25 protein-coding genes are annotated in these 26,411 nt (G+C 66.3%); 8 read left to right on the plus strand and 17 right to left on the minus strand.

The genetic code is table 11. The features are described from left to right. The 4 genes from RT697_RS17755 to RT697_RS17770 all read right to left on the minus strand — a co-directional run. The coding region (locus RT697_RS17755) for a TRAP transporter large permease (RefSeq protein WP_313700643.1) at positions 1-1,264 on the minus strand (1,264 nt) is incomplete at its 3' end. Then, on the minus strand, positions 1,261-1,881 hold the full coding sequence (locus RT697_RS17760) for a TRAP transporter small permease (protein WP_313700645.1): 621 nt from the start codon (positions 1,879-1,881) through the stop codon (positions 1,261-1,263). The genes RT697_RS17760 and RT697_RS17755, both read right to left, overlap by 4 nt. A gap of 131 nt (positions 1,882-2,012) precedes the next feature. Continuing rightward, positions 2,013-3,059 (minus strand): TRAP transporter substrate-binding protein, encoded by a 1,047-nt coding sequence (locus RT697_RS17765; RefSeq protein WP_313700647.1) that lies wholly within the window; start codon positions 3,057-3,059, stop codon positions 2,013-2,015. A gap of 340 nt (positions 3,060-3,399) precedes the next feature. Then, complete coding sequence (locus RT697_RS17770; RefSeq protein WP_313700649.1) at positions 3,400-4,287, minus strand: LysR family transcriptional regulator; 888 nt, start codon at positions 4,285-4,287, stop codon at positions 3,400-3,402. A 93-nt stretch (positions 4,288-4,380) separates the two neighbouring features. On the opposite strand from RT697_RS17770, the gene RT697_RS17775 reads away from it, so the two are divergent. After that, positions 4,381-5,343: a DMT family transporter gene (locus tag RT697_RS17775; RefSeq protein ID WP_313700651.1), complete on the plus strand. Its 963-nt coding sequence runs from the start codon at positions 4,381-4,383 to the stop codon at positions 5,341-5,343. A gap of 118 nt (positions 5,344-5,461) precedes the next feature. Beyond that, positions 5,462-6,652, plus strand: a complete 1,191-nt coding sequence (gene fabV / locus RT697_RS17780) for an enoyl-ACP reductase FabV (protein WP_313700653.1) — start codon at positions 5,462-5,464, stop codon at positions 6,650-6,652. Between the two features lie 66 nt (positions 6,653-6,718). On the opposite strand, the gene RT697_RS17785 is transcribed toward fabV, so the two are convergent. Continuing rightward, positions 6,719-7,021 (minus strand): hypothetical protein, encoded by a 303-nt coding sequence (locus tag RT697_RS17785; RefSeq protein WP_313700655.1) that lies wholly within the window; start codon positions 7,019-7,021, stop codon positions 6,719-6,721. Between the two features lie 57 nt (positions 7,022-7,078). Next, a complete protein-coding gene (locus RT697_RS17790; RefSeq protein ID WP_313700657.1) occupies positions 7,079-7,756 on the minus strand; it encodes an ABC transporter ATP-binding protein in 678 nt (225 codons plus the stop codon). On the opposite strand from RT697_RS17790, the gene RT697_RS17795 reads away from it, so the two are divergent. Beyond that, complete coding sequence (locus RT697_RS17795) at positions 7,755-8,402, plus strand: arylesterase (protein WP_313700659.1); 648 nt, start codon at positions 7,755-7,757, stop codon at positions 8,400-8,402. The two genes, RT697_RS17790 and RT697_RS17795, sit on opposite strands and share 2 nt — an antisense overlap. Before the next feature lie 14 nt (positions 8,403-8,416). On the opposite strand, the gene RT697_RS17800 is transcribed toward RT697_RS17795, so the two are convergent. Continuing rightward, positions 8,417-10,372, minus strand: a complete 1,956-nt coding sequence (locus RT697_RS17800) for a SurA N-terminal domain-containing protein (protein WP_313700661.1) — start codon at positions 10,370-10,372, stop codon at positions 8,417-8,419. A 349-nt stretch (positions 10,373-10,721) separates the two neighbouring features. On the opposite strand from RT697_RS17800, the gene RT697_RS17805 reads away from it, so the two are divergent. The 3 genes from RT697_RS17805 to RT697_RS17815 are packed head-to-tail and all read left to right on the plus strand — an operon-like array spanning position 10,722 to position 13,697. Beyond that, positions 10,722-12,047 (plus strand): M20/M25/M40 family metallo-hydrolase, encoded by a 1,326-nt coding sequence (locus RT697_RS17805; protein ID WP_313700662.1) that lies wholly within the window; start codon positions 10,722-10,724, stop codon positions 12,045-12,047. Next, positions 12,044-12,793: a glycerophosphodiester phosphodiesterase gene (gene ugpQ, locus RT697_RS17810; protein WP_313700664.1), complete on the plus strand. Its 750-nt coding sequence runs from the start codon at positions 12,044-12,046 to the stop codon at positions 12,791-12,793. Before RT697_RS17805 ends, ugpQ begins: the two co-directional genes overlap by 4 nt. A 13-nt stretch (positions 12,794-12,806) precedes the next feature. Further along, entirely contained in the window at positions 12,807-13,697 is an 891-nt protein-coding gene (locus RT697_RS17815; RefSeq protein ID WP_313700666.1) for a 23S rRNA (adenine(2030)-N(6))-methyltransferase RlmJ, read from the plus strand. Positions 13,698-13,852: 155 nt separating this feature from the next. On the opposite strand, the gene RT697_RS17820 is transcribed toward RT697_RS17815, so the two are convergent. The 3 genes from RT697_RS17820 to RT697_RS17830 all read right to left on the minus strand — a co-directional run bounded on the left by RT697_RS17820 (position 13,853) and on the right by RT697_RS17830 (position 16,684). Beyond that, complete coding sequence (locus tag RT697_RS17820; RefSeq protein ID WP_313700668.1) at positions 13,853-15,283, minus strand: dihydrolipoyl dehydrogenase; 1,431 nt, start codon at positions 15,281-15,283, stop codon at positions 13,853-13,855. A gap of 294 nt (positions 15,284-15,577) precedes the next feature. Continuing rightward, positions 15,578-16,306: a glutathione peroxidase gene (locus RT697_RS17825; RefSeq protein WP_313700670.1), complete on the minus strand. Its 729-nt coding sequence runs from the start codon at positions 16,304-16,306 to the stop codon at positions 15,578-15,580. A 177-nt stretch (positions 16,307-16,483) separates the two neighbouring features. Continuing rightward, positions 16,484-16,684, minus strand: coding sequence for a heavy-metal-associated domain-containing protein (locus tag RT697_RS17830; RefSeq protein WP_313700672.1), 201 nt, complete (start codon positions 16,682-16,684; stop codon positions 16,484-16,486). Positions 16,685-16,837: 153 nt separating this feature from the next. Between RT697_RS17830 and RT697_RS17835 the strand changes: the two genes are divergently transcribed. Next, entirely contained in the window at positions 16,838-19,120 is a 2,283-nt protein-coding gene (locus tag RT697_RS17835) for a heavy metal translocating P-type ATPase (protein WP_313700673.1), read from the plus strand. Further along, complete coding sequence (gene cueR / locus RT697_RS17840) at positions 19,117-19,509, plus strand: Cu(I)-responsive transcriptional regulator (RefSeq protein WP_313700675.1); 393 nt, start codon at positions 19,117-19,119, stop codon at positions 19,507-19,509. Before RT697_RS17835 ends, cueR begins: the two co-directional genes overlap by 4 nt. 115 nt (positions 19,510-19,624) lie before the next feature. On the opposite strand, the gene rlmD is transcribed toward cueR, so the two are convergent. From rlmD to surE, 7 genes are all read right to left on the minus strand, one after another. Next, entirely contained in the window at positions 19,625-21,118 is a 1,494-nt protein-coding gene (gene rlmD, locus RT697_RS17845; protein WP_313700676.1) for a 23S rRNA (uracil(1939)-C(5))-methyltransferase RlmD, read from the minus strand. A 113-nt stretch (positions 21,119-21,231) separates the two neighbouring features. Then, positions 21,232-21,984 (minus strand): TorF family putative porin, encoded by a 753-nt coding sequence (locus RT697_RS17850; RefSeq protein ID WP_191578938.1) that lies wholly within the window; start codon positions 21,982-21,984, stop codon positions 21,232-21,234. 367 nt (positions 21,985-22,351) lie between these two features. Beyond that, positions 22,352-22,981, minus strand: a complete 630-nt coding sequence (locus RT697_RS17855; protein ID WP_313700678.1) for a hypothetical protein — start codon at positions 22,979-22,981, stop codon at positions 22,352-22,354. 193 nt (positions 22,982-23,174) lie between these two features. Next, positions 23,175-23,954: a 3'-5' exonuclease gene (locus RT697_RS17860; protein ID WP_313700680.1), complete on the minus strand. Its 780-nt coding sequence runs from the start codon at positions 23,952-23,954 to the stop codon at positions 23,175-23,177. Next, complete coding sequence (locus RT697_RS17865; protein ID WP_313700682.1) at positions 23,951-24,811, minus strand: peptidoglycan DD-metalloendopeptidase family protein; 861 nt, start codon at positions 24,809-24,811, stop codon at positions 23,951-23,953. The genes RT697_RS17860 and RT697_RS17865 overlap by 4 nt, the downstream gene beginning before the upstream one ends. Positions 24,812-24,827: 16 nt before the next feature. Next, complete coding sequence (locus RT697_RS17870; RefSeq protein ID WP_313700684.1) at positions 24,828-25,649, minus strand: protein-L-isoaspartate(D-aspartate) O-methyltransferase; 822 nt, start codon at positions 25,647-25,649, stop codon at positions 24,828-24,830. After that, positions 25,634-26,392, minus strand: coding sequence for a 5'/3'-nucleotidase SurE (gene surE, locus RT697_RS17875; protein ID WP_313700686.1), 759 nt, complete (start codon positions 26,390-26,392; stop codon positions 25,634-25,636). The genes RT697_RS17870 and surE overlap by 16 nt, the downstream gene beginning before the upstream one ends. Positions 26,393-26,411 lie beyond the last annotated feature (19 nt).

Consider the following 26,411-nt stretch of genomic DNA (forward strand, 5'->3'; position numbering starts at 1 on the left):
GCCACAGCGCGATGTCGGGCCAGAACGCCAGCAGCGCCAGCATCACGAACATGGCTGCCACGAACGGCAGGCTGCCGACGATGACTGCGCTCATGGATCCGCTCTTGCGCAGGCTCTGCACCACGAAGAGATTCAATCCGACAGGCGGCGTGATCAGCGCGGCCTCGACCAGCACGATGATGACGATGCCCAGCCAGATGGGGTCATAGCCCAGGCCGATCATGATGGGAGCCACGATGGGGATGGTCGTGATCATCATGGACAGGGTCTCCATGAAGCAGCCCAGCACCAGGTAGAAGATCACCACGATCAGGAGCATCCAGCCGGGCGACAGGCCGAGGCCGGTGATGGACGTGGTCAGCGCGTCGGTCAGGCCCGTCGCGGACATGACGAAGTTCAGGAAGCTGGCGGCGATGACGATCAGCATGATCATGGCCGTCGACCGCATCGTGCCTTCAAGCACCTCGCGCAGCATCGACCACGTCAGACGGCGGAACCAGGCGGCCAGGATGAACGCGCCCAGCACGCCCAGCGCGGCTGCCTCGGTCGGCGTCGCCAGGCCCGCATAGATCGAGCCGACCACCAGGAAGAAGATGCCCAGCGGCGGCGCCAGATGCACCAGGCTGGCGATACGTTGGCCCCACGTCGCGTGGATCTTCTTGCCGCCCCACGAGGGCTTGGCCACGCAGGCGATAACGACCGTCAGCATGAACAGCGCCGCCATCGCGAACCCGGGGATGATGCCGGCCAGGTACAGCTTGGGCACCGACGAGTTCGTCAGCACGCCATAGATGACCAGGTTGATCGACGGCGGGATCAGGATGCCCAGCGTGCCGCCCGCGGCAAGGCTGCCGAGGAACAGCGGCTCGTTGTAGCCGTACTTGCGGATCTGCGGAATGGCGACGGTGCCCACGGTGGCGGCCGTTGCCACGCTGGAGCCGGAGGTCGCCGAGAACAGCGTCGAGGCGCCGATGTTCGCGTGCATCAATCCGCCCGGCAGCCACGACAGCCAGAGGCTCATCGCGCTGTACATGCGTTCGGCAAAACCGGCGCGCAGCAGCACCTCGCCCAACATGATGAACAGCGGAATCGCGACCAGCAGGAACTCGTTGTTCGAGCTCCAGGAAATCTCGCCGATGGCCCGCGTGAGCGGCAGCATTGAGAACATCGGGTCCAGAAGCAGCCCCAGCACGCCGAGGGCGGCGCCAACGGGGATCGACAGGCCGATCAGGACCAGCAACAGGGTCAAGGCGGTGGCAATCATGCGGATTCTCCCTTCACCATGCGCTCGCCGGCGGCGGCTTCTTCGTCAGCCTCTTCCTGCGCCGAACGCACGCCGCAGATCTGCTTGACCAGTTCAATGTCGCCCGTGACGAGCGCGGCGGACGCCCGCGCCAGCATCAGCGCGACCGTAATGCACATCCACGCCAGACCCAGCACCCACAACCCCTGCGGAATCCACAGCGGCGTGGCCAGCGGCGTGTTGGCCGCGGACTTCTGTGTCCAGGACGTCACCACCACGTCGTAGGCGTAATACGTCAGGAACACCATGAAGACGGCCATCGCCACCATGGAAATCCAGTCCAGCACGGCCGACAGGCGCACGGGCAAATATTGGTAGAGCACGTCGACGCGCACGTTGGCGCGCTGCAGCGTGGCGAACGCCAGCGCCCAGGACGTGCTGATGGCAAACGCGTAGCTGGACAGCTCATCCGCGCCCCCGGTCGTGAAGCCCAGGAACTTGCGGGCCAGCACGTCGAAGGAAATGAGCAGCACGCTGGCCACGGTCAGGGCGCCGCCGGCCCACACGGCCGCACGGGAGAAGCTTTCCGCGCGACGCAACAGGCCGCCGAGCAGACGGAAGTGTTCGGTTTGAGTCATGAATGGAACCTCGGGTGGCACGACCTGCCATCGCGTGCGGGCGCCGCGAACCTCATGCCAGGGTCACGGACCACCGCGCGCCATCACCGGCCGGAATTCGCGCCGGCCCGCGGGCCGGCGCGTCCTGGCGCTTACTTGCTGGCGGTCAGGTTCAGCGTCTTGCCGACCGTGGCATTCCAGTCCTTCACGCACTGCGCCGAGCAGCGGGCGGCCCATTTGGGCAGAACAGCCTCTTGCGCCACTTTCTTGAGCAGCGCCTTGTCGGCGTCGGTGGGCTGCACCAGCACCATCTTGCCCTTGACTGGGAACGGGCACGCAGCCGCGCCGGTGTTGCAGTCATAGCCTTCCTGCGTCTGGCGGGCGGCGGCATCCCAGATGTTGTCGACCAGCGTCTTGACGTTGTCCTGCAGGAACGTGCGCACCTTCGGATCCAGCTTGTCCCAGGCCTTCTGGTTGACGGCGTGGATCTGCTGGTTCCAGTTGATCGGCAGCGCAACCAGGTGCGTCGACACCTCGTACCACTTGGCCGAATAGCCCGACAGCGAACCCGTGATGGCGCAATCGACCACCTTGTTCTGCAGTGCGGGGACGACTTCGCCGAAGGCCATCGTCACGCTAGAACCGCCCAGCGCCTCGACGAATTCGGCCGTGGTGCGGCTGCTGGTGCGGACCTTCTTGCCCTTGATGTCGGCCAGGCCCTTGATCTCGGCGTTGCAGAACAGCACCTGAGCCGGATAGGTCGAGATGCCCAGCAGCTTGACGTTGTTGCCCTCGCCGTACAGCTTGGCGTAGACGGGCTCGAAGGCTTCGGTCACGGCGCGCGCGGTCTTGACGTCGGGCGCCAGGCCGGCCAGGTCGATGGCCTCGTTGATCGGATTGTCGCTGGCGAAGTAGGACAGCGTGGCGGTGCCGAACTCGATCACGCCCTGCGACATCAAGCGCAGCAGCTCGGGCCCCTTCAAGCCCATTTCGTTGAAGCCCTTGATTTCCGCCGTGACCTGTCCCTTGGACTGCTCGGGAATGGTCTTGGTCCAGAACGGCTTTTCGTAGTCGTTGTAGGCGGTCAGGTTCGACAGGCCGCCCACGATCTTCAAGTGGGTCTTGGGCAGGTCCTGGGCGTGGACCGCGCCGGCCAAGAGGCTGGCGGCGATGGCGGCAAAAGCAAGAGACTTCTTCATGGAAAAACTCCTGGCTGCGGGATCGTATGTCGCGCGCGGGATCCCGTTGTCCTGGTTGCGCGCCGGTAGGAATCGGTGGTCACGGATGTGTATCCAGCCGCTACTTCGTTATGAGCGCCATTGCAGCGTCAGGGGCGGCGAGCGTCCAATCGTAAGTTCCGATGTGGGGGTATAAATTTTTTTTGGGTCTCGCGGCGCGGTGCGGGTCCGTTCCGCGCAAACGACGCATCGGCGCGGCTTTGCGGCCAGCCGGCATGCTCGGCGGCAGGTCGCTCGCGCACGCGGCAAGGCCGTCCGCGACGCCACCCGCTGGGGAAAACACCTACGGTCAAATCGCCGGTCAGGTCTGCGCGGCGACCTTCTGCGCCATCTGCGCAATGACTCGCACGGCATGGCTGTCCGGCCCTTGCACCCACGTCGCGGTGAAGCTCAACTCGGGCAGCGGGTCGGCCTGCACCTGCAGGATGCGCAGCTCGCCGCGCGCCAGCTCCTTGCCCAGGAACACGGGCGCGATGACGCTGGTGCCGATGGCATCCTGCGTCATGCGGACCACCATGGACATCGAGGCGCTGCCGTACATGCGGGGCGACGTGACGCCCGCCCGGGTTAGCATGTCGCGCACCACGCGGTAAGGCGAACTATTGGAGGGATAGGTGATGATCGGCAGCTTCCCGATCGTCGCGAGCGTCAGGGGTTCAGGACCCAGATCCAGCAACGGGCTGGCGACCCACGCCAGCGGATAGGTGCACAGCGGCAGGTTCTCGACCCGCGCCTCCAGCACCGGGCCCATAAGAAACGCCAGATCGATCTGGCGCGACATCAGGTGCGAGCGCAGCACATGCGTCGTGTCCACCTCGATTTCCAGCACCAGCGCGGGATAGGTCGTGTGGATCAGTTCGATGAGCGCGGGCAGCCAGGTCTGCACGATGGTCTCGGCCACGCCGATGCGCACGGTGCCGGACATGACGTTCTGCTCGCGCGCGGCTTCGAACATGTCGCGCCGCACCTGCAACATGCGTTCCGCGTGCGACAGCAGTTCGTGGCCCTTGGCGGTCAGCTTGACGCCGCGCGCATCACGCTCGAACAGCTTGACCCCCAGGTCGGCCTCCAGCGAAGCGATGCGCTGCGAGACGGCGGGCTGCGTGGTGTTGAGTTTGTCGGACGCGGCGCGGAAGCTGCCCAGCGTGGCGACCCAGAAAAAAGTTTCGACGTTGCGTAGTTCTATCATTGGCCTTTTCCCCCGGCGCGATGAGCGTATCATGTCAGCCGCCCATCGCCCCAAAGGCGCCATGCCCCGTGCACGCTGAAAGGAGTACCGTCCATGTCCCCGGCCGATAACGGTCGCCCGCGCCCCGGCGCGTCCGCCGCGCGTGGCCCGATGATCGGGGTGCTGCTGCTGGTGCTGTCGATGTGGACCCTGTCGTGCCTGGACGCGAGCGGCAAGTGGGTCATGGACGCGGGCGTGCCCTTGCTGGTGCTGTCATGGTTCCGCTATGCCATCCACCTGGTGCTTGTGCTGGCGCTCGTGCTGCCCGCGCGCGGCATGCGCGTGTTGCGCAGCACCAAGCCGCGCGAGCAGCTCATCCGCGGCGGCTCGATGTTCCTGGCCACGCTCATGTTCTTCACGACGCTGAGCTACATTCCGCAGGCGGAAGCCACCTCGATCAATTTCCTTGCGCCGCTGCTCGTGCTGTCGCTGGCGCCCTGGATTCTCAAAGAGCCAGCGCGCATGTCGCGCTTCGTCGCGGCCGGCATCGCTTTCGTTGGCGTGCTGATCGTCATCCGCCCTGGCGGCGGCCTGCACCCGGTCGGCACGATATTCGGCCTGTTGACGGCCTGTTGCTTCACCGCGCAGTTCATCGCCACGCGCCGCGTTGCCGGCGACGATCCCTTCACGTCGCTGATCTGGAGCGGTGCGGTGGGCACGATCTGCCTGACCCTCGCCCTGCCCTTCATCCTGCCGCCCGCCCTGCCGTTCCTGCGGGCCTTGTCGGCGTTCGACTGGGCCGTGCTGATCTCCACCGGCATCACGGGCTGCGTGGGCCACCTGTTCCAGATCGCCGCCTACCGCCGCGCGCCGGCGTCCACGCTGGCGCCGTTCATCTACCTGCAGATCATCAGCGCCACCTCGGTGGGCTGGCTGGTGTGGGGCCATTTCCCTGACCCGCTGACCTGGCTGGGCATCGCCATCATCTGCGCCAGCGGCGTGGGCATCGGCATGATCGAATGGCGGCGCGGCCGCGCGCAAAGCGCCGCCGCGGCGCGGATTGCCCGCGGCACGTAGGCCCGGCGCCGAGCGGCGGCTGACCTGCGATGGCGGGCCGGCCGCCTCCCGTACAATGCGCTTCGCCTGATGCCCATTCCCGCATCGGTCCCTGGCGTATTCCCAACAAGAGGCTCCCATGATCATCAAGCCCCGCGTGCGCGGTTTCATCTGCGTCACCACCCATCCTGCCGGCTGCGAAGCCAACGTGAAGCAACAGATCGACTACGTGAAGGCGCAAGGACCGGTGCCTGGGGGACCCAAGCGCGTGCTGATCCTGGGCGCGTCGACGGGGTATGGACTGGCCGCACGCATCAGCGCGGCCTTTGCCTGTGGCGCGCAGACGCTGGGCGTGTTCTTCGAACGGCCGGGCGACGCCGCCAAGCCGGGCACGCCGGGCTGGTACAACAGCGCCGCGTTCCACAAATTCGCCGAAGCCGAAGGCCTGTACGCCAAGAGCATCAACGGCGACGCCTTTTCCGATGAGATCAAGCAAAAGACCATCGCCGCCATCAAGGCGGATCTGGGTCAGGTCGATCAGGTCATCTACAGCCTTGCCGCCCCGCGCCGCACGCATCCAAAGACGGGCCAGGTCTACACTTCCACGCTCAAGCCCATCGGCAAGTCCGTGACCTTGCGCGGCCTGGATACCGACAAGGAAGTCATCAAGGACGGCGTGCTGGAGCCCGCCTCGCAGGACGAGATCGACGCCACCGTCGCCGTGATGGGCGGCGAAGACTGGCAGATGTGGATCGACGCCCTGCTCGAAGCCGGCGTGCTGGCCGACGGCGCCACCACCACTGCCTTCACCTATCTGGGCGAAAAGATCACGCACGACGTGTACTGGAACGGCTCCATCGGCGCGGCCAAGAAGGACCTGGACCAGCGCGTGCTGGACATCCGCGCCAAGCTTTCGGTGCGTGGCGGCGACGCACGGGTATCGGTGCTGAAAGCCGTGGTCACGCAGGCCAGTTCGGCCATCCCGATGATGCCGCTGTACCTGGCGCTGCTCTTCAAGGTCATGAAGGAAGACGGCACCCACGAGGGCTGCATCGAACAGGTGTATGGGCTGTATCGCGACAGCCTGTGCGGCCCGTCTCCGATCCTGGACGGCGAAGGCCGGCTGCGCGCCGACTACAAGGAACTGGATCCGGCCGTGCAGGCGCGGGTGCAGGCGCTGTGGGATCAGGTCGATACGGACAGCCTCTATGCGCTGACCGATTTTGCCGGCTACAAGCGCGATTTCCTGCGGTTGTTCGGGTTTGAAATCGACGGCGTGGATTATGCGGCCGACGTCGATCCGGTCGTGGAGATCCGCAACCTGGGCTGAACGCGGGCCGGCAGCGCCGGCCGCGGTTTGCTCATGCTGTCCCGGCGCACCGGGACAGCGCCCGTCCTACAGATATTCCAGCGTCACCACATAGCGCTTGCCCGGGGCCCGCGCTTCGGCATTGGCCGGGGGCACTTCCCGCACGGAGGTCTTGACCCGCAGCGCCGGATCCACTGCGCGGGTTCTGGAATCAGGTGCGCAAGCCACTTGGGGAAGCCCGCCGGCACTTGCCGGCGTCACGCGCGGCCTGCAGGCCGCCGGTTCCACGATGGCCCCGGCAAAGCGGATGACACCACCATTTGCACCGGCAACGGCGGGCGCCAGCAATGCCACAAACAAGGACGCATGGATGGATGTACGGACAGACATGGCATCTCCTTGCGGTAGCCTACTCCCGTACATTTGGGGCAGCAATGGGTAGTCGTCTCAGGCGTCCGTCACCATGCGACCGGCCGCCAGCACGAGTTGCCGCCCGCAGCGCGCCGCCAGTTGCGGATCGTGCGTGACCAGCACCAGCGTCGTCCCGTGTTCACGGTGCAGGTCGAACATCAGATCGATGACGGTCACGCCGGTTGCGGCATCCAGGCTGCCGGTGGGCTCGTCGGCAAACAGCAGGTCCGGCTGCACGACAAACGCACGGGCCAGCGAAACGCGCTGCTGTTCGCCACCCGACAACGTGCGCGGATAGTGGTGCAGACGCGCGCCCAGCCCCACCCGTTCCAGCATGGCCTGCGCGGCCTCGCGCGCCGACTGCCCGGCGAGCTCCAGCGGCAGCATCACGTTTTCCAGCGCGGTCAGGTTGGGCAGCAGCTGGAATGACTGAAACACGAAGCCGACGTGATTGGCCCGCAGGCGCGCGCGGCCGTCCTCGTCCAGGGCAAAAAGGTCCTGCCCAGCCAGGTGTACGCTGCCCACGCTGGGAACATCCAGACCGGCCAGCAGTCCCAGCAAAGTCGACTTGCCCGAGCCCGAGCTGCCCGTGATGGCCACGGCGCTGCCCGCCGCGACCGTAAAATCAATTCCTTCCAGGATAGAAAGCGACCCGCCGGCATCGGCCACCCGCTTGCCCAGCCCTTTCACCACGATTGAGTTATTGCTATCCATGCGCCTATTTTCCCGTCTGCTTCTTGTGACTGCCTTCGCGACCGCCGCGGTGGCGCCCGCCCACGCTCAGACCGCCGCAGCGGCCCAGGGTTCCACGCCGCGCACCGTACTGGTGGTGGGCGACAGCCTGTCCGCCGAGTACGGCATCAAGCGCGGCACGGGCTGGGTGCCCCTGCTGTCCGCGAGGATCTCCGAACAATACCCGAAGTTCCAGGTCGTCAATGCCAGCATCAGTGGCGATACGACCAGCGGCGGCGTTGCCCGCCTGCCCGCCCTGCTGCGCCAGCACGCGCCGGCCGTCGTGGTGCTGGAACTGGGCGCCAATGACGCCTTGCGCGGCCTGCCCCTGAACATGACCGAGCAGAACCTGCGGACCATGGCCCAGGCGGCGCGCAAGGCCGATGCCGACGTGCTGATCGTCGGAATGCAGATCCCGCCCAATTACGGGCGCGATTACGCCGAACGCTTTGCCGCCGTGTTCTCCAATGTCGCCAAAAACGAAAACGCCCGGCTCGTGCCCTTCCTGATGGAAGGTATCGCAACGAACCGGGCGATGTTTCAGGCTGACGGCATCCATCCTAACGAGGATGCCCAGCCTCAATTGCTGGACAACGTGTGGCCGGCGCTGCGGCCCATGTTGAACTGACTTTTACGTAGCGATCAGCCCGCGGCCTGGGACTGGTCGCCGCGGATGACATCCGCGGCGGCGGGCGTGACGTTCACCTCGTACTGCTGACGCAGCATGCGGATCAAGGCCTCGTTTTCCGCCTGGCCCCATGCGCCCGACAGTTGCTGCGCCAGGCGCTCCTTGTCGGCGGCGTCGGACTTGCCGGCTTCCACCTTTTCCAGGCGCACCAGCGTGTAGTCCACGCCGGACTGCACACCCGTGAAGGCCGGCAGCGTGGCCGACGGCAGGCGCATCACGGCGTCCAGCACCGGGCGCGAGAGATCCTGGGGATTCTGGCGCGTCACGGTGATGGCCGGGCCGAAACCTTCCGTCGAGGCCGGATCGGCCTTGTTGGCAGCCAGGGCCGCTTCGCCGGCCTTCTTGGCGGCTTCGGCGGAACGCTCGTCCAGCAGCTTGGCGCGGATGACATCGCTGACCTTGTCCAGCGGTGGCACGTGGGCGGGCTCGATGGCGGCAACGCGCACGGCCAGCATGGTGTCGGGCGCGAGTTCGATCACACCGGAATTCTGCTTTTCGCGCAGCACGTCGGGCGAGAACAGCACTTGGCGCACGCGCGGGTTGTCCAGCAGCGCGGCGTCGGGGCTGTCGGCGGCGGAGCCCGGGCCGGCCTTGTCGGCGGGCAGCAGGCCTTCGCGGGTGACGCCGGAAGCGGTACGCAGCTTCAGGCCGACGGCGTCGGCAGCCGGTTGCAGGCTGTCGCGCTGGTCGTAGACCTGCTTGTTCAGCTGGCTGGCCATTTCCGAGAAGCGTTGCGCGGCGATCTGCTTGCGCACTTCGGCGGTGATCTGGTCCTTGACCTCGGCCAGCGGCTTGATGGCGCCCGGGCTGATTTCAGTGACCTTGACGATGTGCAGACCGAACGGGCTTTCGACCACGCCGGAAACCTGGTTCTGGGCCAGGCCGAAGATGGCCTTGTCCAGCGGGCCGGGCTGCGCACCCGGGGCAATCCAGCCCAGGTCGCCGCCCTTGGTGGCCGAGCCGGAATCCTGCGAATTCTTGGCGGCCAGTTCGGCGAACTTGGCGGGATCGGCAGCGGCCTGCTTGGCGATGTCTTCGGCCTTGGCGCGCGCGGCCTTGCGGGCGTCTTCGCCCGACGGCAGCTCGATGAAGATGTGGCTGGCGCGGCGGCGTTCGGGCTGGCCGAAGCGGTTCTTGTTCTGTTCGTAATACGAAGCCAGGTCCTCGTCCTTGACCTGCACGCCTTGCGTGGCGGCGGCTTCGTCCAGCACCAGGTATTGCACCTGCACCTGTTCCGGCACCTGCAACTGCTGCTTGTTGGCGTCGTACCAGGCCTGGATGTCGGCCGGGGTCACGGTGACCTGCGAGCGGAAGTCGGCGGCGGAGAAGTTGCGCAGTTGCACGGTGCGGGTCTGGGTCAGCGCCGATTCCACGGCGGAGACCACTTCGGCCGGCGCGCGGGCCGACTGGCCGACGGGCTCGAGCACGCGGGCGATGGCCAGATCACGGCGCAGGCCGGCTTCGAACGACGTCGGCGACATGCCCTGCGCGGCCAGCACCTGGCGATAGCGTTCGGGCGAGAAGCGGCCGTTGTCCTGGACCTCGGGGATGGCGGCGATCGTGTTGCGCAGGGTCTCGTCGGACACCGAGAAACGGTTGTCGGCGGCCACATTGGCGAGCAGGCGCTGGTTGATCAGCTGGTTCAGCAGGCTTTCACGCATCGCGGGCGTGTCGATCACGGCCACATCGAACTGCGAGCCGAGACGGTTGCGGAACTGGTCAAGCTGGTTGCGGTGCGCCTGGTCAAACTCGGCGCGGGAAATCGGCTGGCCAGCCACCGTCGCCAGCTCGGGCTCCCGACTCATGAAGCTGTCATAGCCTTGAATCCCGACCAGGAAGAAGGAAGGCACGATCAAGATCAGCAGGATGAACTGCATCCAGCGCCGATGGCTGCGAATAAATTCGAACATGGAATCCCTGTTGCCGCGCTCCGGGGGTAGACGCCCGGGGCCGCACGAAAACGCATAAAAAAAGGCGAAATCGATTCGCCTCTATTCCCATACCGGTTCAAACCGGGTTCAGCGGGCGGATTTTACCATTTCTCATTCATTGCGCGGCCATTGCGCCAACGACCGGGCAATGCACGGCGTCGCGGGCCATCCGTCCCCACCGATGGCGGGGTCCGTCAACCCGGGAATCCCCCATTACCGCCCCCGCGCGGCCCTCGTATCGTGGCTTGGGGTTAGCCCGCAGGACGGCCGACCCCGCCGAGCCGGCGCCAGGCCGGTCCCCTTCCCGAGCGCAAAAAGGTCACCCACGATGCCGTTCATGCCTTCCCGCCTGCTGATGCTGAAATCCTGTGCCGCGCTGGCGTTTCTGGGCTGCGCCCACGCCGCGCAGGCCGCCCCGGTGGCCAATGTGCTGGATGCGGCCAAGGGCCAGCAGCAGGCCATGCTCGACACGATGCGCGATCTCGTCAATATCGAGTCGGGCAGCAAGGACGTCGAGGGTGTCGAACGCATCGCCGAACTGATCCGCGACCGGCTCAAGGCACTTGGCGGCACCGTGGAGATCATCGCGCCTGCCGACGTCTTCCGGCTGGACGACACCCCCGAGAAGGTCGGCCCGATGGTCCACGCGGAATTCAAGGGCAGCGGCAGCAGGAAGATCATGCTGATCGCCCACATGGACACCGTGTACCGCAACGGCATGCTGAAGGACCAGCCGTTCCGGATCGACGGCGACAAGGCCTACGGCCTGGGAATTGCCGACGATAAGCACGGGGTGGCGGCCATTCTGCACACCATCGCGCTCCTGAAGACACTAAAGTTTGCCGACTACGGCACGCTGACCGTGCTGATCAACGGAGACGAAGAGATCAGCTCGCCCGGCGCGCGCAGCACCATCACCCGCCTGGGCGCCGAGCAGGACGCCGTCTTTTCGTTTGAGGGCGGCGGCATGGAGCCGCGCCTGACGCTGGCGACCAGCGGCATCGGCGCGGCTTACCTGACGGTGCAGGGCAAGACTTCGCACGCGGGCGCCCGGCCGGAGGGCGGCGTCAATGCGCTCTACGAGCTGTCGCACCAGCTCCTGCAGCTGGACGATCTTTCCAAGCCCGACGAAGGGCTGAAGCTAAACTGGACCGTCGCCCAGGCAGGCACCAACCGCAACGTCATCCCCGGCCTGGCCACCGCGCAGGGCGACGCCCGCGCGCTGCGCGTGTCCGACTTCGACGCCTTGGCGCGCACGCTGGAGGAACGCATCCAGAAGAAACTGCTGCCCGAATCCAAGGTCAGCGTGAAATTCGAGGTCCGCCGCCCGCCGCTGGAAGCGACCACGGCGTCACGCGCCCTGGCCCAACACGGCGTGAAGGTCTACCAAGAGCTCGACCTGCCGCTGAAGGTGGTGGATCGGGCCAGCGGCGGCGGCACGGACGCCGCCTTTGCGGCGCTCAAGGCCCGCGGCCCCGTCATCGAGGGCATGGGGCTGAGCGGATTCGGCGCGCACTCGAATGACGCCGAGTACATCCTGATCAACAGCATCGTGCCGCGCCTGTATCTGGCCACGCGCATGATCATGGACGTGTCGCAGAACAAGGTATCCTTGCAACCTGTCTCAAAAGAACCCCAAAGCAGCACCAAATGACCGCAAACCTCCCCTCCTGGCCTTATTCCCGCCACATCGCGCACCGCGGTGGCGGCCGTCTGGCGCCGGAGAACACGCTGGCCGCCATGCGCGTCGGCGCCGAAAACGGCTTCACGATGTTCGAATACGACGTGAAACTCAGCAGCGACAACGTGCTCGTGCTGATGCACGACGACGATGTCGACCGCACCTCGAACGGCAAAGGCCCCGCCGCCGCCAAGACCTACGCCGACCTGGCCCAGCTTGACTTCGGCAGCTGGCATTCGGCGGCCTACGCCGGCGAACCTTTGCCCACCTTCGCGGCGGTCGCCCGTTACACGCTGGCCAACGGCATCGCCAGCAACGTCGAGATCAAGCCCTGCCCCGGCCGCGAAGCCGAAACCGGCCGCGCCGTTGCCCTGGCCGCCCGCGAACTCTGGCAAGGCGCCGGCACGGCGCCGCTTCTCTCCTCGTTTGCCGAGGAGGCCCTGGAAGCCGCCCGCCAGGCGGCGCCCGAACTGCCGCGCGCCCTGCTCGTGGAAAAGGTGCCCGCAGACTGGCGCGAACGCCTTGCCAAATACGAGTGCGTGGCGCTGAACATCAACCAGAAGGACGCCACCCGCGAACTGATCGACGCCGTGCACGCCGCCGGCTACCGCATCGCGGCCTGGACCGTCAACGACCCCGAGCGCGCGCGCCTGCTGCTCGACTGGGGCATCGACGGCATTTTCACTGACGAGCTGGCCGCAATCCGGCCCGCCGCCTGAGGCAGAAAGCCCCGTGTTCAGCTACCGCCACGCCTTTCACGCCGGCAATCATGCCGACGTGCTCAAGCACGCCATCCTGGTCCATACCCTGGACTACTTCAACAAGAAAGACGCCCCGTACTGGGTCATCGACACCCACGCGGGCGCCGGCCTCTACAGCCTGGACAGCGACTGGGCCGCCAAGACGTCCGAGTTCGCGGACGGCATCGGCCGCCTGTGGGAAGCGAAGGACCTGCCACCGCTGCTGGCCGATTACGTCGCTCGCATCCGCGACTACAACACCAACGGCCGGCTGCGTCGCTACCCCGGCTCGCCGTGGCTGACGCTGGACGCGCTGCGCCCGTCCGACCGCCTGCGCCTGTTCGAGATGCATCCCACCGAAATCGACACGCTGGTCGGCAACCTGGAACACCAGGGCCGCGCCGCGCAGCGCCAGACCACGATCTACGGCGACGACGGCTTCGAGGGCGTCAAGGCGCTGCTGCCGCCGCCCACGCGGCGCGGCATGGTGCTGATCGACCCGTCTTATGAAGACAAGCACGACTACCGCCGCACGCTCCTCACTGTGAAGGAGTGCATCAAGCGCTTCGCCACCGGCACCTATGCCATCTGGTATCCGCTGGTGCAACGACGCGAGGCCAGCGAGATGGCCCGCCACTTCGAAAACCTGAAGGTCAAGAGCTGGCTGCACGCCACGCTGACGGTCAAGAAGGCGACCATCGACGGCTATGGCCTGCACGGCAGCGGCATGTTCCTCATCAATCCGCCCTGGACGCTGCACGACGCGCTGAAACAGGCAATGCCGTATCTGGCGCGCGAACTTGCGCAGGACGAACGCGCCGGCTTCACGCTGCAATATCGCGAAAACCCGTTCCCGGTTCCAAAGAAGCAATCGGACGACTGACGCGCTGCCCCGCGCTGGGGCAATGCGGCCAAGCAGACGACAAAGGGCCGCGCCTTCATGGCGCGGCCCTTTTTGCGTTCGCGATCCTTTTACGTTCGCGATCCTTTTACGTCCGCGACCCTTTTGCGATTACGACCCTTTAACGTCCGCAGCGCTCAGACCGTTTCGACATCGGCCTGGCGCAGGGCCTCCTGCGCCAGCGCCAGCTTCGACGCGGCATCGCGCAGCGCGGTGCGCAGGCCTTCCTCGATCACGGGATGGTAGAACGGCATTTCCAGCATGCGCGCCACTGTGAGCTCCTGCTGCACGGCCCAGGCCAGCAGATGGCCGATGTGCTCCGCGCTGGGTCCGATCATCTCGGCGCCCAGGAAGCGGCCCGTTTCGATGTCGGCGTACACGTGCAGCATGCCGCGGTTCTTCAGCATGACGCGCGAACGGCCCTGGTCGCTGAAATCGACCGCGCCGGTGACGAACGTGCCGGGCACCAGCTTCGCGTGGCCCGCGCCGACCAGCGCAATCTGCGGGTCCGAGAAGACCACGCCCAAGGGCGCGCGGCGCAAGCCCTCGCGCACTTCCGGAAAGCGCGCCGCGTTCTCGCCCGCAATGCGGCCTTCGTCGGCAGCCTCGTGCAAAAGCGGCGCGTCGGCGTTGGCGTCGCCGGCAATGAAGATGGGCGAGCTGCCCGCCTGCATCGTCAGCCGGTCAAACTGCGGCACGCCCTGTGCGTTCAGCGCCAGCGACGTGTTTTCCAGACCCAGTCCATCGACGTTGGGGCGGCGGCCCGTGGCGACCAGCGCGTAGTCGAAGCGCTCGGTGCGCTCGCTGTTGTCCAGCGCCACGTAACGCACTTCCACCTCGTCGCCGACGCGGGTGGTTTCCAGGACGCGGGCGTCCGTGTCCAGGTAGAACTCGCGCTGGAAGATCTTGCGGGCGGTCTGCCGCACCTGCGGATCGCTGATGCCGCCCAGGCTGCCGCTCATGCCGAACACGCGCACTTCCACGCCGAGCCGGGCAAGCGCCTGGCCAAGCTCCAGCCCGATCACGCCGGGCCCGAAGACCGCGACGCGGTTCGGCAGGTCGTCCCAGGCGAACACGTCATCATTGACGACGAGGCGATCGCCCAGCGCGCGGAAAGGCGGCGGCACGGACGGGCGCGAGCCGGTGGCGATCACGACGCGCGACGCCTGGATTTCGGTGTGGTCGTCCACGCGCACCACGGTGTCGGACACGAATTTCGCGTAGCCGCGCACCTTGTCTTCGGCCGGAATGTTCTCCACGCCGTCGACCACGAAGCCCACGAAGCGGTCGCGCTCGCGCTTGACCCGGTCCATGACTTCGGCGCCGTCGACCGTGACCTCTCCGCCGACGTGCACGCCGAACGCATCGGTGTGCGCCGCCGCGTGCGCCGCCTCGGCGGCCGCGATCAGCAGCTTGGACGGCATGCAGCCCACCCTGGCGCAGGTCGTGCCGTAGGGGCCGCCTTCGATAAGCAGCGCGCGCTTGCCCGCCGCTTTCGCGGCACGGTAAGCGGCGAGGCCTGCGGTGCCGGCGCCGATGACAGCAATGTCGGTATGCAGCGTCTTCATGATTGGGAATCTCCCCGTTGTCGCGTGATGTTCAGAATGTGAAGGCAAATTCCGCCTTGTTGCGCACCCTTGGGGCGAACGCCGTCCTGCGTCCTGTTTTCGGACGCACGGCGCCTGCAATAAGGGCGCAAAAGAAGGGAAACTTGCGGGAGCGGCGCGGCGCTACCGCGCCGGCCGGTGTGGCGGCACGCGCGGCGGGCGATGCGGAATCAACCGCCGCTCGGGATCAAGCACCGCGTGTCCGGCGGACCGGGCGCGAGGCGATGCCCCCTGCCCGGCCGATTGGCCTGCGTATCAGGCGAAGTGCGCCTTCAGGTCTTCCAGGCCGCCGATCAGGGCGCCGTTGATGAACACCTGCGGAGCCGTGCCCTTGCCGGACACTGCGCCGATCACGCGGCCGCGGACCTTGTTTTCCAGCGGGATCTCGATCGGGGCGTAGCCCTTGCTATCGAGCAGCGCCTTGGCTTCGACGCAGAACGGGCAACCCGGCTTGGAGAACACGACCACCTGGTCCGGCTTCTTGGCCGACGGCGCGAAGTGAGACAGCATGGTGTCGGCGTCCGACACTTCAAACGGATCGCCTTCCTTTTCGGGCTCGATGAACATCTTCTCGACGACACCGTCCTTGACCAGCATGGAATAGCGCCAGCTGCGCTTGCCGAAGCCCAGGTCGCTCTTGTCGACGAGCATGCCCATGCCTTCGGTGAAGGCGCCGTTGCCGTCGGGCAGCAGCGTGATGTTGGCCGATTCCTGATCCTTGGCCCATTCGTTCATGACGAAGGTGTCGTTGACCGACACGCAGACGATGCTGTCGACGCCGGCGGCGAAGAACGCGGGAGCCAGTTCGTTGTAGCGCGGCAGGTGGGTGGACGAGCAGGTCGGCGTGAAAGCGCCGGGAAGCGAGAAGACCACGACCGTCTTGTTCTTGAACAGGTCGTCGGTCGTGACCTTCTTCCACGTGTTGTCCTCACGAACGGGGAACGTCACATTCGGAACACGTTGGCCTTCGCGGTTTTGCAGCATTCGATTCTCTCCTTGGTTTGCTAACTTAAGTGGCGGGTTTCTGGACCGCCATGAAAAGAATCATAAATCGCAACTATCAAACAATCCAATTTAATTAACTAAATTGATTGATAGCTTAAAGCGATTACTGAATTTCAAACGAAAGATCGAAGCTATCACAAACCCGGGTTCGCGTCTTTAGACGCGGGACGGCTCGTAACCCGCATCGCGGATGGCGGCTTCCACCTTGTCGGCCTGGTCGGTGCCGGTGATGGTGACGCGGTGCGTGGGCAGATCCGTGGCGACCACGGCGCCCGGGACAGCCTCGGTGACGGCGCCGGTGATGGTCTTCACGCAATGGCCGCAGGTCATGTCGGGCACTTGGAAAGCAATGCTCATGGTTTTCTCCAGAAGGTTGGCGGGTGGCGGTTGAGCCACCATGTCGGGAAGGTTAAACATTCCCATCATGTCAAGGTCAAGCGTAGAATGGCGCTTGACCTTCCCATGATGGGAAGGATGAAACTGGGCGCTCCCATCCACACCGAGATAGACATGCACGCAGCACGCTCGTCCTCATTTTCCGAATTGGAACTCGCCATCGAAGGCATGACCTGCGCATCATGCGTCAAACGCGTGGAAAAAGCGCTGACGAATGTTCCCGGCGTTGCGCAGGCGCAAGTCAACCTGGCGACCGAGCGCGCGCGGGTCTCCTTCGATCCGTCCGCTGCCGAGCCGCAGACGCTGGTCGCCGCCGTCGGCAAGATGGGCTACGAGGCCCGCCCGATCGCCGCCCAGGATGACCACGCCGAACGGCAATCGCAGGCCCGCGATGCCGAGGCGCATCGCCTGCAACGCGCATTCATCGCCGCGCTGGTCCTGACGTTGCCCGTGTTTGCGCTGGAGATGGGTTCACACCTGATTCCCGCGATGCATCACTGGGTGCTGGACACGATTGGCCAGCAGAACAGCTGGCTGCTGCAGTTCGTGCTGACCACCGCCGTGCTGGTGTGGCCGGGGCGGCAGTTCTTCACCAAGGGGCTTGTGGCGTTGTGGCGCCGCGCGCCCGAGATGAATTCACTGGTGGCGTTGGGCGCGGGCGCGGCCTGGGGCTATTCGGTCGTCGCCACCTTTGCGCCGGGCTGGCTGCCGGACGCGGCGCGCAACGTCTACTTCGAGGCCGCCGCCGTCATCGTCACGCTGATCCTGCTGGGCCGCATGCTGGAAGCGCGCGCCAAGGGCAAGACCGGCGCGGCCATCAAGCGGCTGATCGGCCTGCAGCCACGCACCGCACGCGTGCTGCGCGACGGCCAGGCGCAGGACATCGAGATCGAACGCGTGCGCACCGGCGACATCGTGATGGTGCGGCCGGGCGAAAAGATTCCGCTGGACGGCGACATCATCGAAGGCAACTCCTATGTCGACGAATCCATGCTGACGGGCGAGCCCGTGCCGGTGGAAAAACAGCCGGGCATGCAGGCCACCGGCGGGACGCTGAACACGTCCGGCAGCTTCACGCTGCGCGTCACGCACACGGGTGCGGACACGATGCTGGCCCGGATCATCCGCATGGTCGAAGCGGCCCAGGGCGCACGGCTGCCGATCCAGGCGATGGTGGATCAGGTGACCGCCTGGTTCGTGCCGGCGGTCATGGCGGCCGCCCTGCTCACCTTCCTGGCGTGGTTCTTCCTCGGTCCCGAGCCGGTGCTGTCGCATGCGCTGGTCAACGCGGTGGCCGTGCTGATCATTGCCTGCCCGTGCGCCATGGGGCTGGCCACGCCCACGTCCATCATGGTAGGCACCGGGCGCGCCGCCGAGATGGGCGTGCTGTTCCGTCAGGGCGATGCATTGCAGACGCTGCGAGACGTCAACGTCGTGGCCTTCGACAAGACGGGCACCCTGACGTTGGGCAAGCCCACCCTTACCGAATTGGAACCCTCGCCGGGCCAGGATGCGCAGCAGGTGCTGCAATGGGTGGCCTCGGTGCAGGCGCGCTCCGAGCACCCGATCGCGCTTGCCATCGTGGCCGCGGCCGCCGAACGCAAGATCGAACTGCTGCCCGCCGAAGGTTTTGCCGCCATCACCGGCGCCGGCGTGGAGGCCGCGGTGGCAGGCCGCAAGGTGCTGGCGGGCGCGGCGCGCCTGATGGCCGAGCGCGGCGTCGACGTGAGCGCATTCGGTGCGCGCGCCGCCGATTGGGGCAACGAAGGCAAGACGCCGATCTACGTTGCCATCGACGGCCAGGCGGCCGCCATGATGGCCGTGACGGATCCGGTCAAGCCCTCGGCCGTATCCGCCATCGCCGCGCTGCACGCGCAAGGCCTCAAGACCGCCATGATCACCGGCGACAACCGCCACACTGCCCTGGCAGTCGCGCGCCAGTTGGGCATCGACGAAGTGCGCGCCGAAGTGCTGCCCGACGGCAAGGTACAGGCCATCGCCACGCTGCGCGAAGGCGGCCGCAAGGTGGCGTTCGTGGGCGACGGCATCAACGATGCGCCGGCGCTGGCCGCGGCCGACACCGGCATCGCAATCGGCACCGGCACGGACGTGGCGATCGAGGCGGCGTCCGTCGTGCTGATGGCCGATGACCTGCACGGCGTGCCCAACGCCATCGCGCTCAGCCGCGCCACGCTGGCCAACATCCGGCAAAACCTGTTCTGGGCGTTCGCCTACAACGCGGCGCTGATTCCGCTGGCGGCGGGCGCGCTGTATCCCGCTTTCGGCCTGTCGCTGTCGCCGATCTTCGCGGCGGGCGCGATGGCGCTGTCCAGCGTCTTCGTCCTGGGCAACGCGCTGCGCCTGAAGGCGTTCCGCCCCCACGGGAGGCAAGCATGAACATCGGACAAGCCGCGAAGGAATCCGGCATCTCGGCCAAGATGATCCGCTATTACGAGAGCATCGGCCTGATCGGCCCCGCCATCCGCACGGACTCGGGCTACCGCGTCTACAGCGAGCACGACGTGCACACGCTGCGCTTCGTGCGCCGCGCGCGCGATCTGGGTTTTTCGGTGGAGCAGATGAACGAGCTGCTGGCGCTCTGGCAGGACCGCAGCCGCGCCAGCGCGGATGTGAAGCGCATTGCGCTGGAACACATCGAGGAGCTGGAGCGCAAGGCCGAGGCGCTGCGCGAGATGGCCGCCACGCTCAAGCATCTGGCGCAACATTGCCATGGCGACGAGCGGCCCGACTGCCCCATTCTGGAGAACCTGGGCTGCTCGCACTGAATGTTCGCACTACAGCCACGCGGCGGGAGTTTTCCCGCCACGGGCTAACGCCCGACGCGGAATTCGCCCGCCGCGGGATGCGCCCGCCGCGGGATTCGCCCGCCGCTGCCGTTCTTTACTGGTCCGCCTGCGCCTCAGCGGCGACACGAGCCTCGTAGGCCTCGGTGGCGGCCTGCTTGGCCGCCGCCTTTTCAGCCGCCGCAGCAAGCTTGGCTTCCTCGGCCGCCGCCGCATCGGCCGCTGCCTGGATCGCGCGCTGACGAGCGCGTTCCTTCGCTTCCAGGACACCCTGCGCATCCAGCGTTTCGAACACGGCGATGGATTCCACATGTCCCGTGTGCGGGAACATGTTGATCACGCCCGCGCTCTTGAGCACGTAGCCACCTTCATGGACCAGGATGGACGCGTCGCGTGCCAGGGTGCCGGGATTACAGGACACGTAGACGATGCGGCGCGGACGCTCTTCGTACGTGAGATCGGACAACGCCTGCGACACCGCGTGGGCGCCTTCGCGCGGCGGATCGATCAGCATGCGGTCGAAGTAGCCCAGGCTGCGCAGCCAGGTCGCGTCGACTTCGAAGAGGTTGAGCGTGGCAAAGCTGGTGCGGTCGCCCAGGCCGTGGCGCGATGCCGCATCGAAGGCGCGGTCGGTCAGCGCCTTGCTGCCTTCAACGCCCACGGCTTCGCGGCCTTGCGTGGCCAGCGGCAGCGTGAAGTTGCCCAAGCCACAGAACAGATCGGCCACGCGGTCGGTGGGCTGCACGTCCAGGAGCTTGAGCGCGCGCGACACCATCGCGCGGTTGATGGCGTGGTTGACCTGCGTGAAATCGGTGGGCCGGTACGGCATGCGCAGGCCGAATTCCGGCATGGTGTAGGACAGCGCGTCGTTGTGCTCGGGCTCCAGCGCGTGTACTGTTTCCGGCCCCTTGGACTGCAGCCACCATTGCACGTTGTGCTTGGCCGCGAAGGCGCGCAGGATGGCGATGTCGCCATCGGTCAGCGGCAGCAGATGGCGCAGCACCAGCGCCGTCACGCCTTCGCCGAGCGCCACCTCGATCTGGGGCATGCGGTCGGGCGCGGACATGGAAGCGATCATTTCGCGCAGCGGGATCAGCAGATCGCTGACGTGGCGCGGCAGCACATGGCATTCGCGCATGTCGGCCACGAAGCTGCTCTTGCGTTCGTGAAAGCCCACGAGCACCCCACCCTTCTTGGGCACCACGCGCACCGACAGGCGCGCACGGTAGCGGTAGCCCCAGGTCGGGCCCTGCAGCGGCGGCAGGATCAACGCGGGACGCAGCTTGCCGACATGCCAGAACGTGTCTTCGAGCGCGCGCTGCTTGATCGCCACCTGCGTGGTGGGCTCCAGATGCTGCATGGCACAGCCGCCACAGACGCCGAAATGCGGGCAGCGGGGTTCCACGCGTTGCGAAGAGGGACGCAGCACCTCGTCGACACGGGCGGTTTCATAGGAAGGCTTGCGGCGCAACGTGACCGCAGTGACCCGTTCGCCCGGCAAGGCGCCTTCCACAAAAATGACTTTCCCGTCGCGGCGGGCGATCCCCCTGGCTTCCAGGTCCAGGGATTCGATACTCAAAACGTCAGACATCTCACGCAGTCCAGAATTGCACGCAACCCATGATTGTAGAAGGACTTCGTGCAATCCCGGAAATCGGCTTTGATGGGGCCGGAGCGGCGCCATTCAGGGCGCCGCAACCGCCGTCAGAACGAGCGCGCGACCGAGAAGACGGCGCCGATGCGGCCCGACGGGTGGCCGTACTTGGTGGGCAGCCAGTTGTCCTTGGTGGCGCCGACGGCCGCCAGGCCGAGGATCCAGCCCTTCAGGTCCTTGGTCACGCCCACCTTGTAGTCCACGTAATGGCCGATCGAGTCGCCGTCCATGTTGGTCTGGTTCTTGAGCTTCTGGTAGCCCAGGTGGCCCAGCAGGCCCCAGCCGTCGCCCAGGTCGAACGTGGCGGTTCCGTCCAGATACCAGGTGCCCTTGCTGTCCGGCGTGCTGAAAAAGTCGCTGGGCGTGTACGAATACTTGAGGCTGTAGTTGCCGTAGGACGCGCCCAGATAGAGGTCCGTGTTGTTGTAGTTGCCGCCCTTGGGCGAGCTGGAGCCGGGATAGTAGTAATGCAGCACGCCCGCATCCAGCGTGAAGCCGCCGCCCACATCGCCCTTCCAGCCGCCGTAGAAGTCCATTTCCAGGTTGCCGTCGGTGAAGACGAAGCTGGAGACGTTGGAGTTCCAGTTGCCCAGATAGAAGCCCGAGCTGTGGTTCAGGTCGAAACCCAGCTGGACGGCAGGACGGAAGTCGGTCTGGGAATAGCCCCGGAACCGGTAGTCGCTGACGATGGTGGCGTTACCGCTGAGCGAGAAGCCGCCACCCAGATCGGTGGGCTCGGCTTGCGCCAGACCTGCAAAACAAGCGGCAAGCGCGAAAGGCAAGGCTAGCAACGTCTTCTTCATGGTGCGAGAGTCCTGATCGGATTGTCGAGAAAGCGGACAGCGCGTGGCGTATCCGGCTGGCCGGCCTTGCTGCAGGGGTACTGCCGGCTCAATTCCCTTCAAGCAATGTCCATGCCAGGTTTTTTGGCACCGTGACAGCGCGATGACAGCACCCGCGCAGCGCTCTGCCGCGCCCAGCGATGCACCACCCTGGTGCCCTGTTATGGGGCGCGGCAGGCGCGGATGCGTCAAAACGGGGAATAAAAAACCCCGGTACGCGAAGACGCGTACCGGGGTCTGTTCTGCTGAGGCTTCGCAACGGCTGCCGGCGGGGAACCGGCTGCCGGGGCGAGCCTTGGACGGCTGTCAGTTGGCCGTAGGTTCGCCTTTAGTTGGCCTTGGGCGGCGCGGGCGGCGGGACGTCGCCGGCGGCGGGGGCACCCGGCTTGCCAGGACGGCCCTTCTCGCCATGGCGGGCCTCCATCTTGGCGTGGCGCTCGGCCATGCGGGCTTCGCGCTCCTTGACGATCTTGGTCACCTGACCGCGCTGCGTGTCGTTCAGGCTATCCCAGACGGCCAGCCATTGGTCGCGCACCTGCTTGGCTTGCGGGCCGAACGCGTCGCGGCGCTTTTCCGACTGCTCGATGAGCGCGCGGGGATCCAGCTTGCCGCTGTCGAGCTGCGACTTGAGCAGGTCATGGCGTTTGCCGCCGTCGGCGCGCATCGCTTCGTGCAGGCTGCGCTGCCCTTCCTGGGCGGTCTTGAACAGGGCCTCCTGCTTGGCGTCGAGCTTCAGCTTGGCAACCTGGGCCTTGGACACGGGGCCCAGACCGGGGATGAGCAGGCCATCACGCATGCCCTTGTGGAAACCACCGCCGCGATGGCCTTCGTGCATGGCGGCCGGACCGCCTTCGGCGGGAGGAGGAGGCGCAGCCATTGCGGAGCCAGCCGCAAAACCGCTCGACGCGGCGACGATAGCAAGGACGGCCAAATTGGAGCGGATAGCGAATCGGGACATGAAGGTCTCCTGAAAGTGAAGAAAGCGAGGCCATTGTGCGATCCGCCTGGTTTCATCCAGGTTTCGTTTGTGGCCGTCTTGTTTCAGTCGATTGCTTGCCCGCCAGACGCGAGAACGGGGCCATGCAGGCCCCGTCGGTTTGCCCTGCCCGCTTGCGCAATGGCGCGGGTTCAGGCGCGGCCGCCCACGCGGATCAGCCCGCGTCCCAGGCCGCCATGTATTCCTTCCAGTGCGGCGCATCGCTGGCCGAGAGCGTGTCGCGCACCAGCGCGATTTCGGTCTCGTAGGCCGTGCGGTCGAGTTCACCGCGCAGGAAACGGAAGCGGCAAAACACCAGCCAGGTATTGACCACGTCGGTTTCGCAATACGCCCGCACTTCGTCGGCGCGGCCCGTGCTCCAGGCCTCCCAGACCTTGCTGCCGTCCATGCCGAGCTTGCCGGGAAAGCCGCAAAGCTTGGCCAATTCGTCGAGCGGCGCGTTGGCGCGGCCGTTGTACTTGGCCAGCACGTCCATCAGATCGACGTGACGCGTGTGGTATCGCGAAATGTAGTTGTTGAACTTGAAGTCACGGTCTTCTTCGCCCATGTCCCAGTAGCGCGGCGCCGGCACGCCCTGGATCAGGCTGCGGTAATGCAGCACGGGCAGGTCAAAGCCAGAACCGTTCCAACTGACGAGCTTGGGCGTGTAGCGTTCGATGGTCTTGAAGAACCCTGCGAGCAAGGCCGCTTCGGGATCGTCCGGCTGGCCCAGCGTCTTGACGCGAAAGCCCTGGTCGTCGCGGAACACGCAGCCCACCACCGCGACCTTGTGCAGATGCAGGGGCAGGAAGTCGTGGCCCACGGCTTCGCGCCGTGCGGTCAGCGCGCGCTCGACCACTTCGTGGTCGGGCACGTCGGCTCCCCAGCCGTTGAGCTTGCGCAGCCCGTCGGCGTCGGGGATGGTCTCGAGGTCGAATACCAGGGTGGGCGTCATTTGGGCGGCAGGTATTGCATCGGATCCACCGGCGTACCCTGGCGGCGGATTTCAAAGTGCAGACGCGGCGACGTGGTGTCGCTCTGGCCGAGTTCGGCGATCTTGGCGCCGCGCTTGACCGTCTGGCCGGTCTTCACGAGCAGCGCGCGGTTGTGCGCGTACGCCGTGATGAAGCCGTTCTGGTGCTCGACGATGATGAGGTTGCCCAGACCGCGCACGCCATTGCCGCTGTACTTGACCAGGCCATCCGCCGCGGCGGTGATCGGGTCGCCCAGCGCGCCGGCGATGTCGATGCCCTTGCTGCTGGCGTTGAAGGCCTGCACGATCTGACCGTTGGCCGGCCAGGCCCAGTTGATGACGTTTGCATCGGCCGCACGCGTGGCCGGCTTGGTGTCGACCGGGGCCGGCGGCGGCGTGGGCGTGGCGTCAGGTGCGGGCGTGGTGGCCGCGGGGGTTTCGGGCTGGTCGAGCGGACGTGGCTGCGGCCGGTTGCTGGCAATCGGCGCGGTCTGCGCGCCGCCGCCCGTGGCGCTGCCGGACATGCGCAGCACCTGCCCCACCGAGATCTGGTTGGGGTCGCTGATGTTGTTCCAGCGCTTGATGTTTTCGATGTCGACGTTGTTGGCGCGGGCGATCTTGTAGAGCGTGTCGCCCGGCTTGACCACATAGCTGCCGGACGTGGCCGTCGGCGCGGGTTGCCCGCCGGTCATGTCGACCACCGGGGCACGAGTACCTTTGGATGCGCAGCCGGCCAGGATGGCGAGGCTGAGGACCCCCACTGCGAAGAGCGGGCGGCGAAGGCGCGTCATGGACGCGCCCAAATTCATATCGGTCAGTTGCAACTGCCCGTTGAGCATACGTTTCTCCTGTCGCTCAAGATTGTATTCCGGACCGTAGCGGCACAAAGCGCACGGCCTCTAGTTCGGTTCTTTTCCAGCTTGCCGCGCCCGTGCGTTCGATCAGAACCAGGCGCTGGTTCGAGCCCCCTTCGGGAGCGATGAGACGGCCGCCCGGAGCAAGCTGCGTCAGCAGCGCTTGCGGGATGGCCAGACCTGCGGCAGCCACAACGATAGCATCGAACGGCGCCACGCCGGGCAGTCCCAAGGTGCCGTCTCCATAGATGAGCCGGATCCTTGTGGTGAGCCGCAAGGCGCGTAAATGCTCGCGCGCCAGCTCGTACAGTCCGCGTATGCGTTCGATGGTGTGGACGTCGCGCACGAACTGCGCGAGCACCGCGGCCTGGTATCCGCAACCGGCGCCGACCTCGAGCACACGGGTAGGCGCGCGGTCTTCGCAAGCAGCCGCGATCATACGCGCCACAACCCACGGCTGGGAAATGGTTTGCGAGTGGCCGATGGGCAATGCGGCGTCTTCATAAGCGCGGCTGGCCAGCGCTTCGTCGACGAACAGGTGGCGCGGCACGGCGGCCATGGCGTTCAGTACGCGTTCGTCGGTGATGCCTTGCGTGCGCAGGCGCTGCACCATGGCCTGGCGCAAGCGTTCGGAGTTCAGGCCAAGGTTGCTGCCCGCTTGCGGCGCCGGCGCCTGCGCCTGCCGCTGCAAGGTGGCTGCCGAGATGCGCGTGTTGCTGTTGGCCGGCGTATACCCCGGGCCGAGACGGCCGGTGTCGTGGCGGGCCGGGCTGCTGCGGCCGGCGCCGGGCGTGATGTCCGGCTGACTTACGCGTTTGCGCATAGCGGCTCTGCCCAGGTGCGGATCTCGTCAAGCTGGCTGTGCTGGGTCAGGTCCAGGCGCAACGGCGTGACGGACACGATGCCCTGCTCGACGGCGTGGAAGTCCGTGCCGGGTGTGGCGTCGGCGGCCAGGCCGACCGGCCCGATCCAGTAGACCGTATCGCCATAGGGCGTGGTGGTGCGCACGACGGGCTGTGACGGATGCCGCTTGCCCAGCCGCGTGACCGCAAAGCCGTGCATGTCTTCGAAACGGCGGCTCGGGATATTGACGTTGAGCAGCACCGGCGCCGCGAGCGGCTGGGCCAGATGGCGCTCGACGACCTGGCGGGCGGCCCGCGCGGCCGAGTCGATGTGTTCCCAACCCTTTTCCGCCAGCGAGAACGCGATGGCGGGAATGCCGAAGAGATACCCTTCGCTGGCGGCGGCGACGGTTCCCGAATAGAGGGTGTCGTCGCCCATGTTGGCGCCATTGTTGATGCCCGACACGACCAGGTCGGGGCGGGTATCCATGAGGCCGGTCAGCGCGACGTGCACGCAATCGGACGGCGTGCCGTTGACCGCGATGAAGCCGTTTGAAGCGGTGCGCACCGACAGCGGCCGGTTCAGCGTGAGCGAGTTGGAGGCGCCGCTGTGGTTGGTCTCGGGCGCGACGACGGTCAGATCGCCCAGCCCGTCCAGCGCGGCGACCAGCGCTTCCAGGCCAGGGGCCGAATAGCCATCATCGTTCGAAACCAGAATTCGCATTGTGCATCCGAAAGAAAAT

This window comes from Achromobacter sp., assembly GCF_032113835.1.
In the GTDB taxonomy this organism is placed as follows: domain Bacteria; phylum Pseudomonadota; class Gammaproteobacteria; order Burkholderiales; family Burkholderiaceae_B; genus Achromobacter.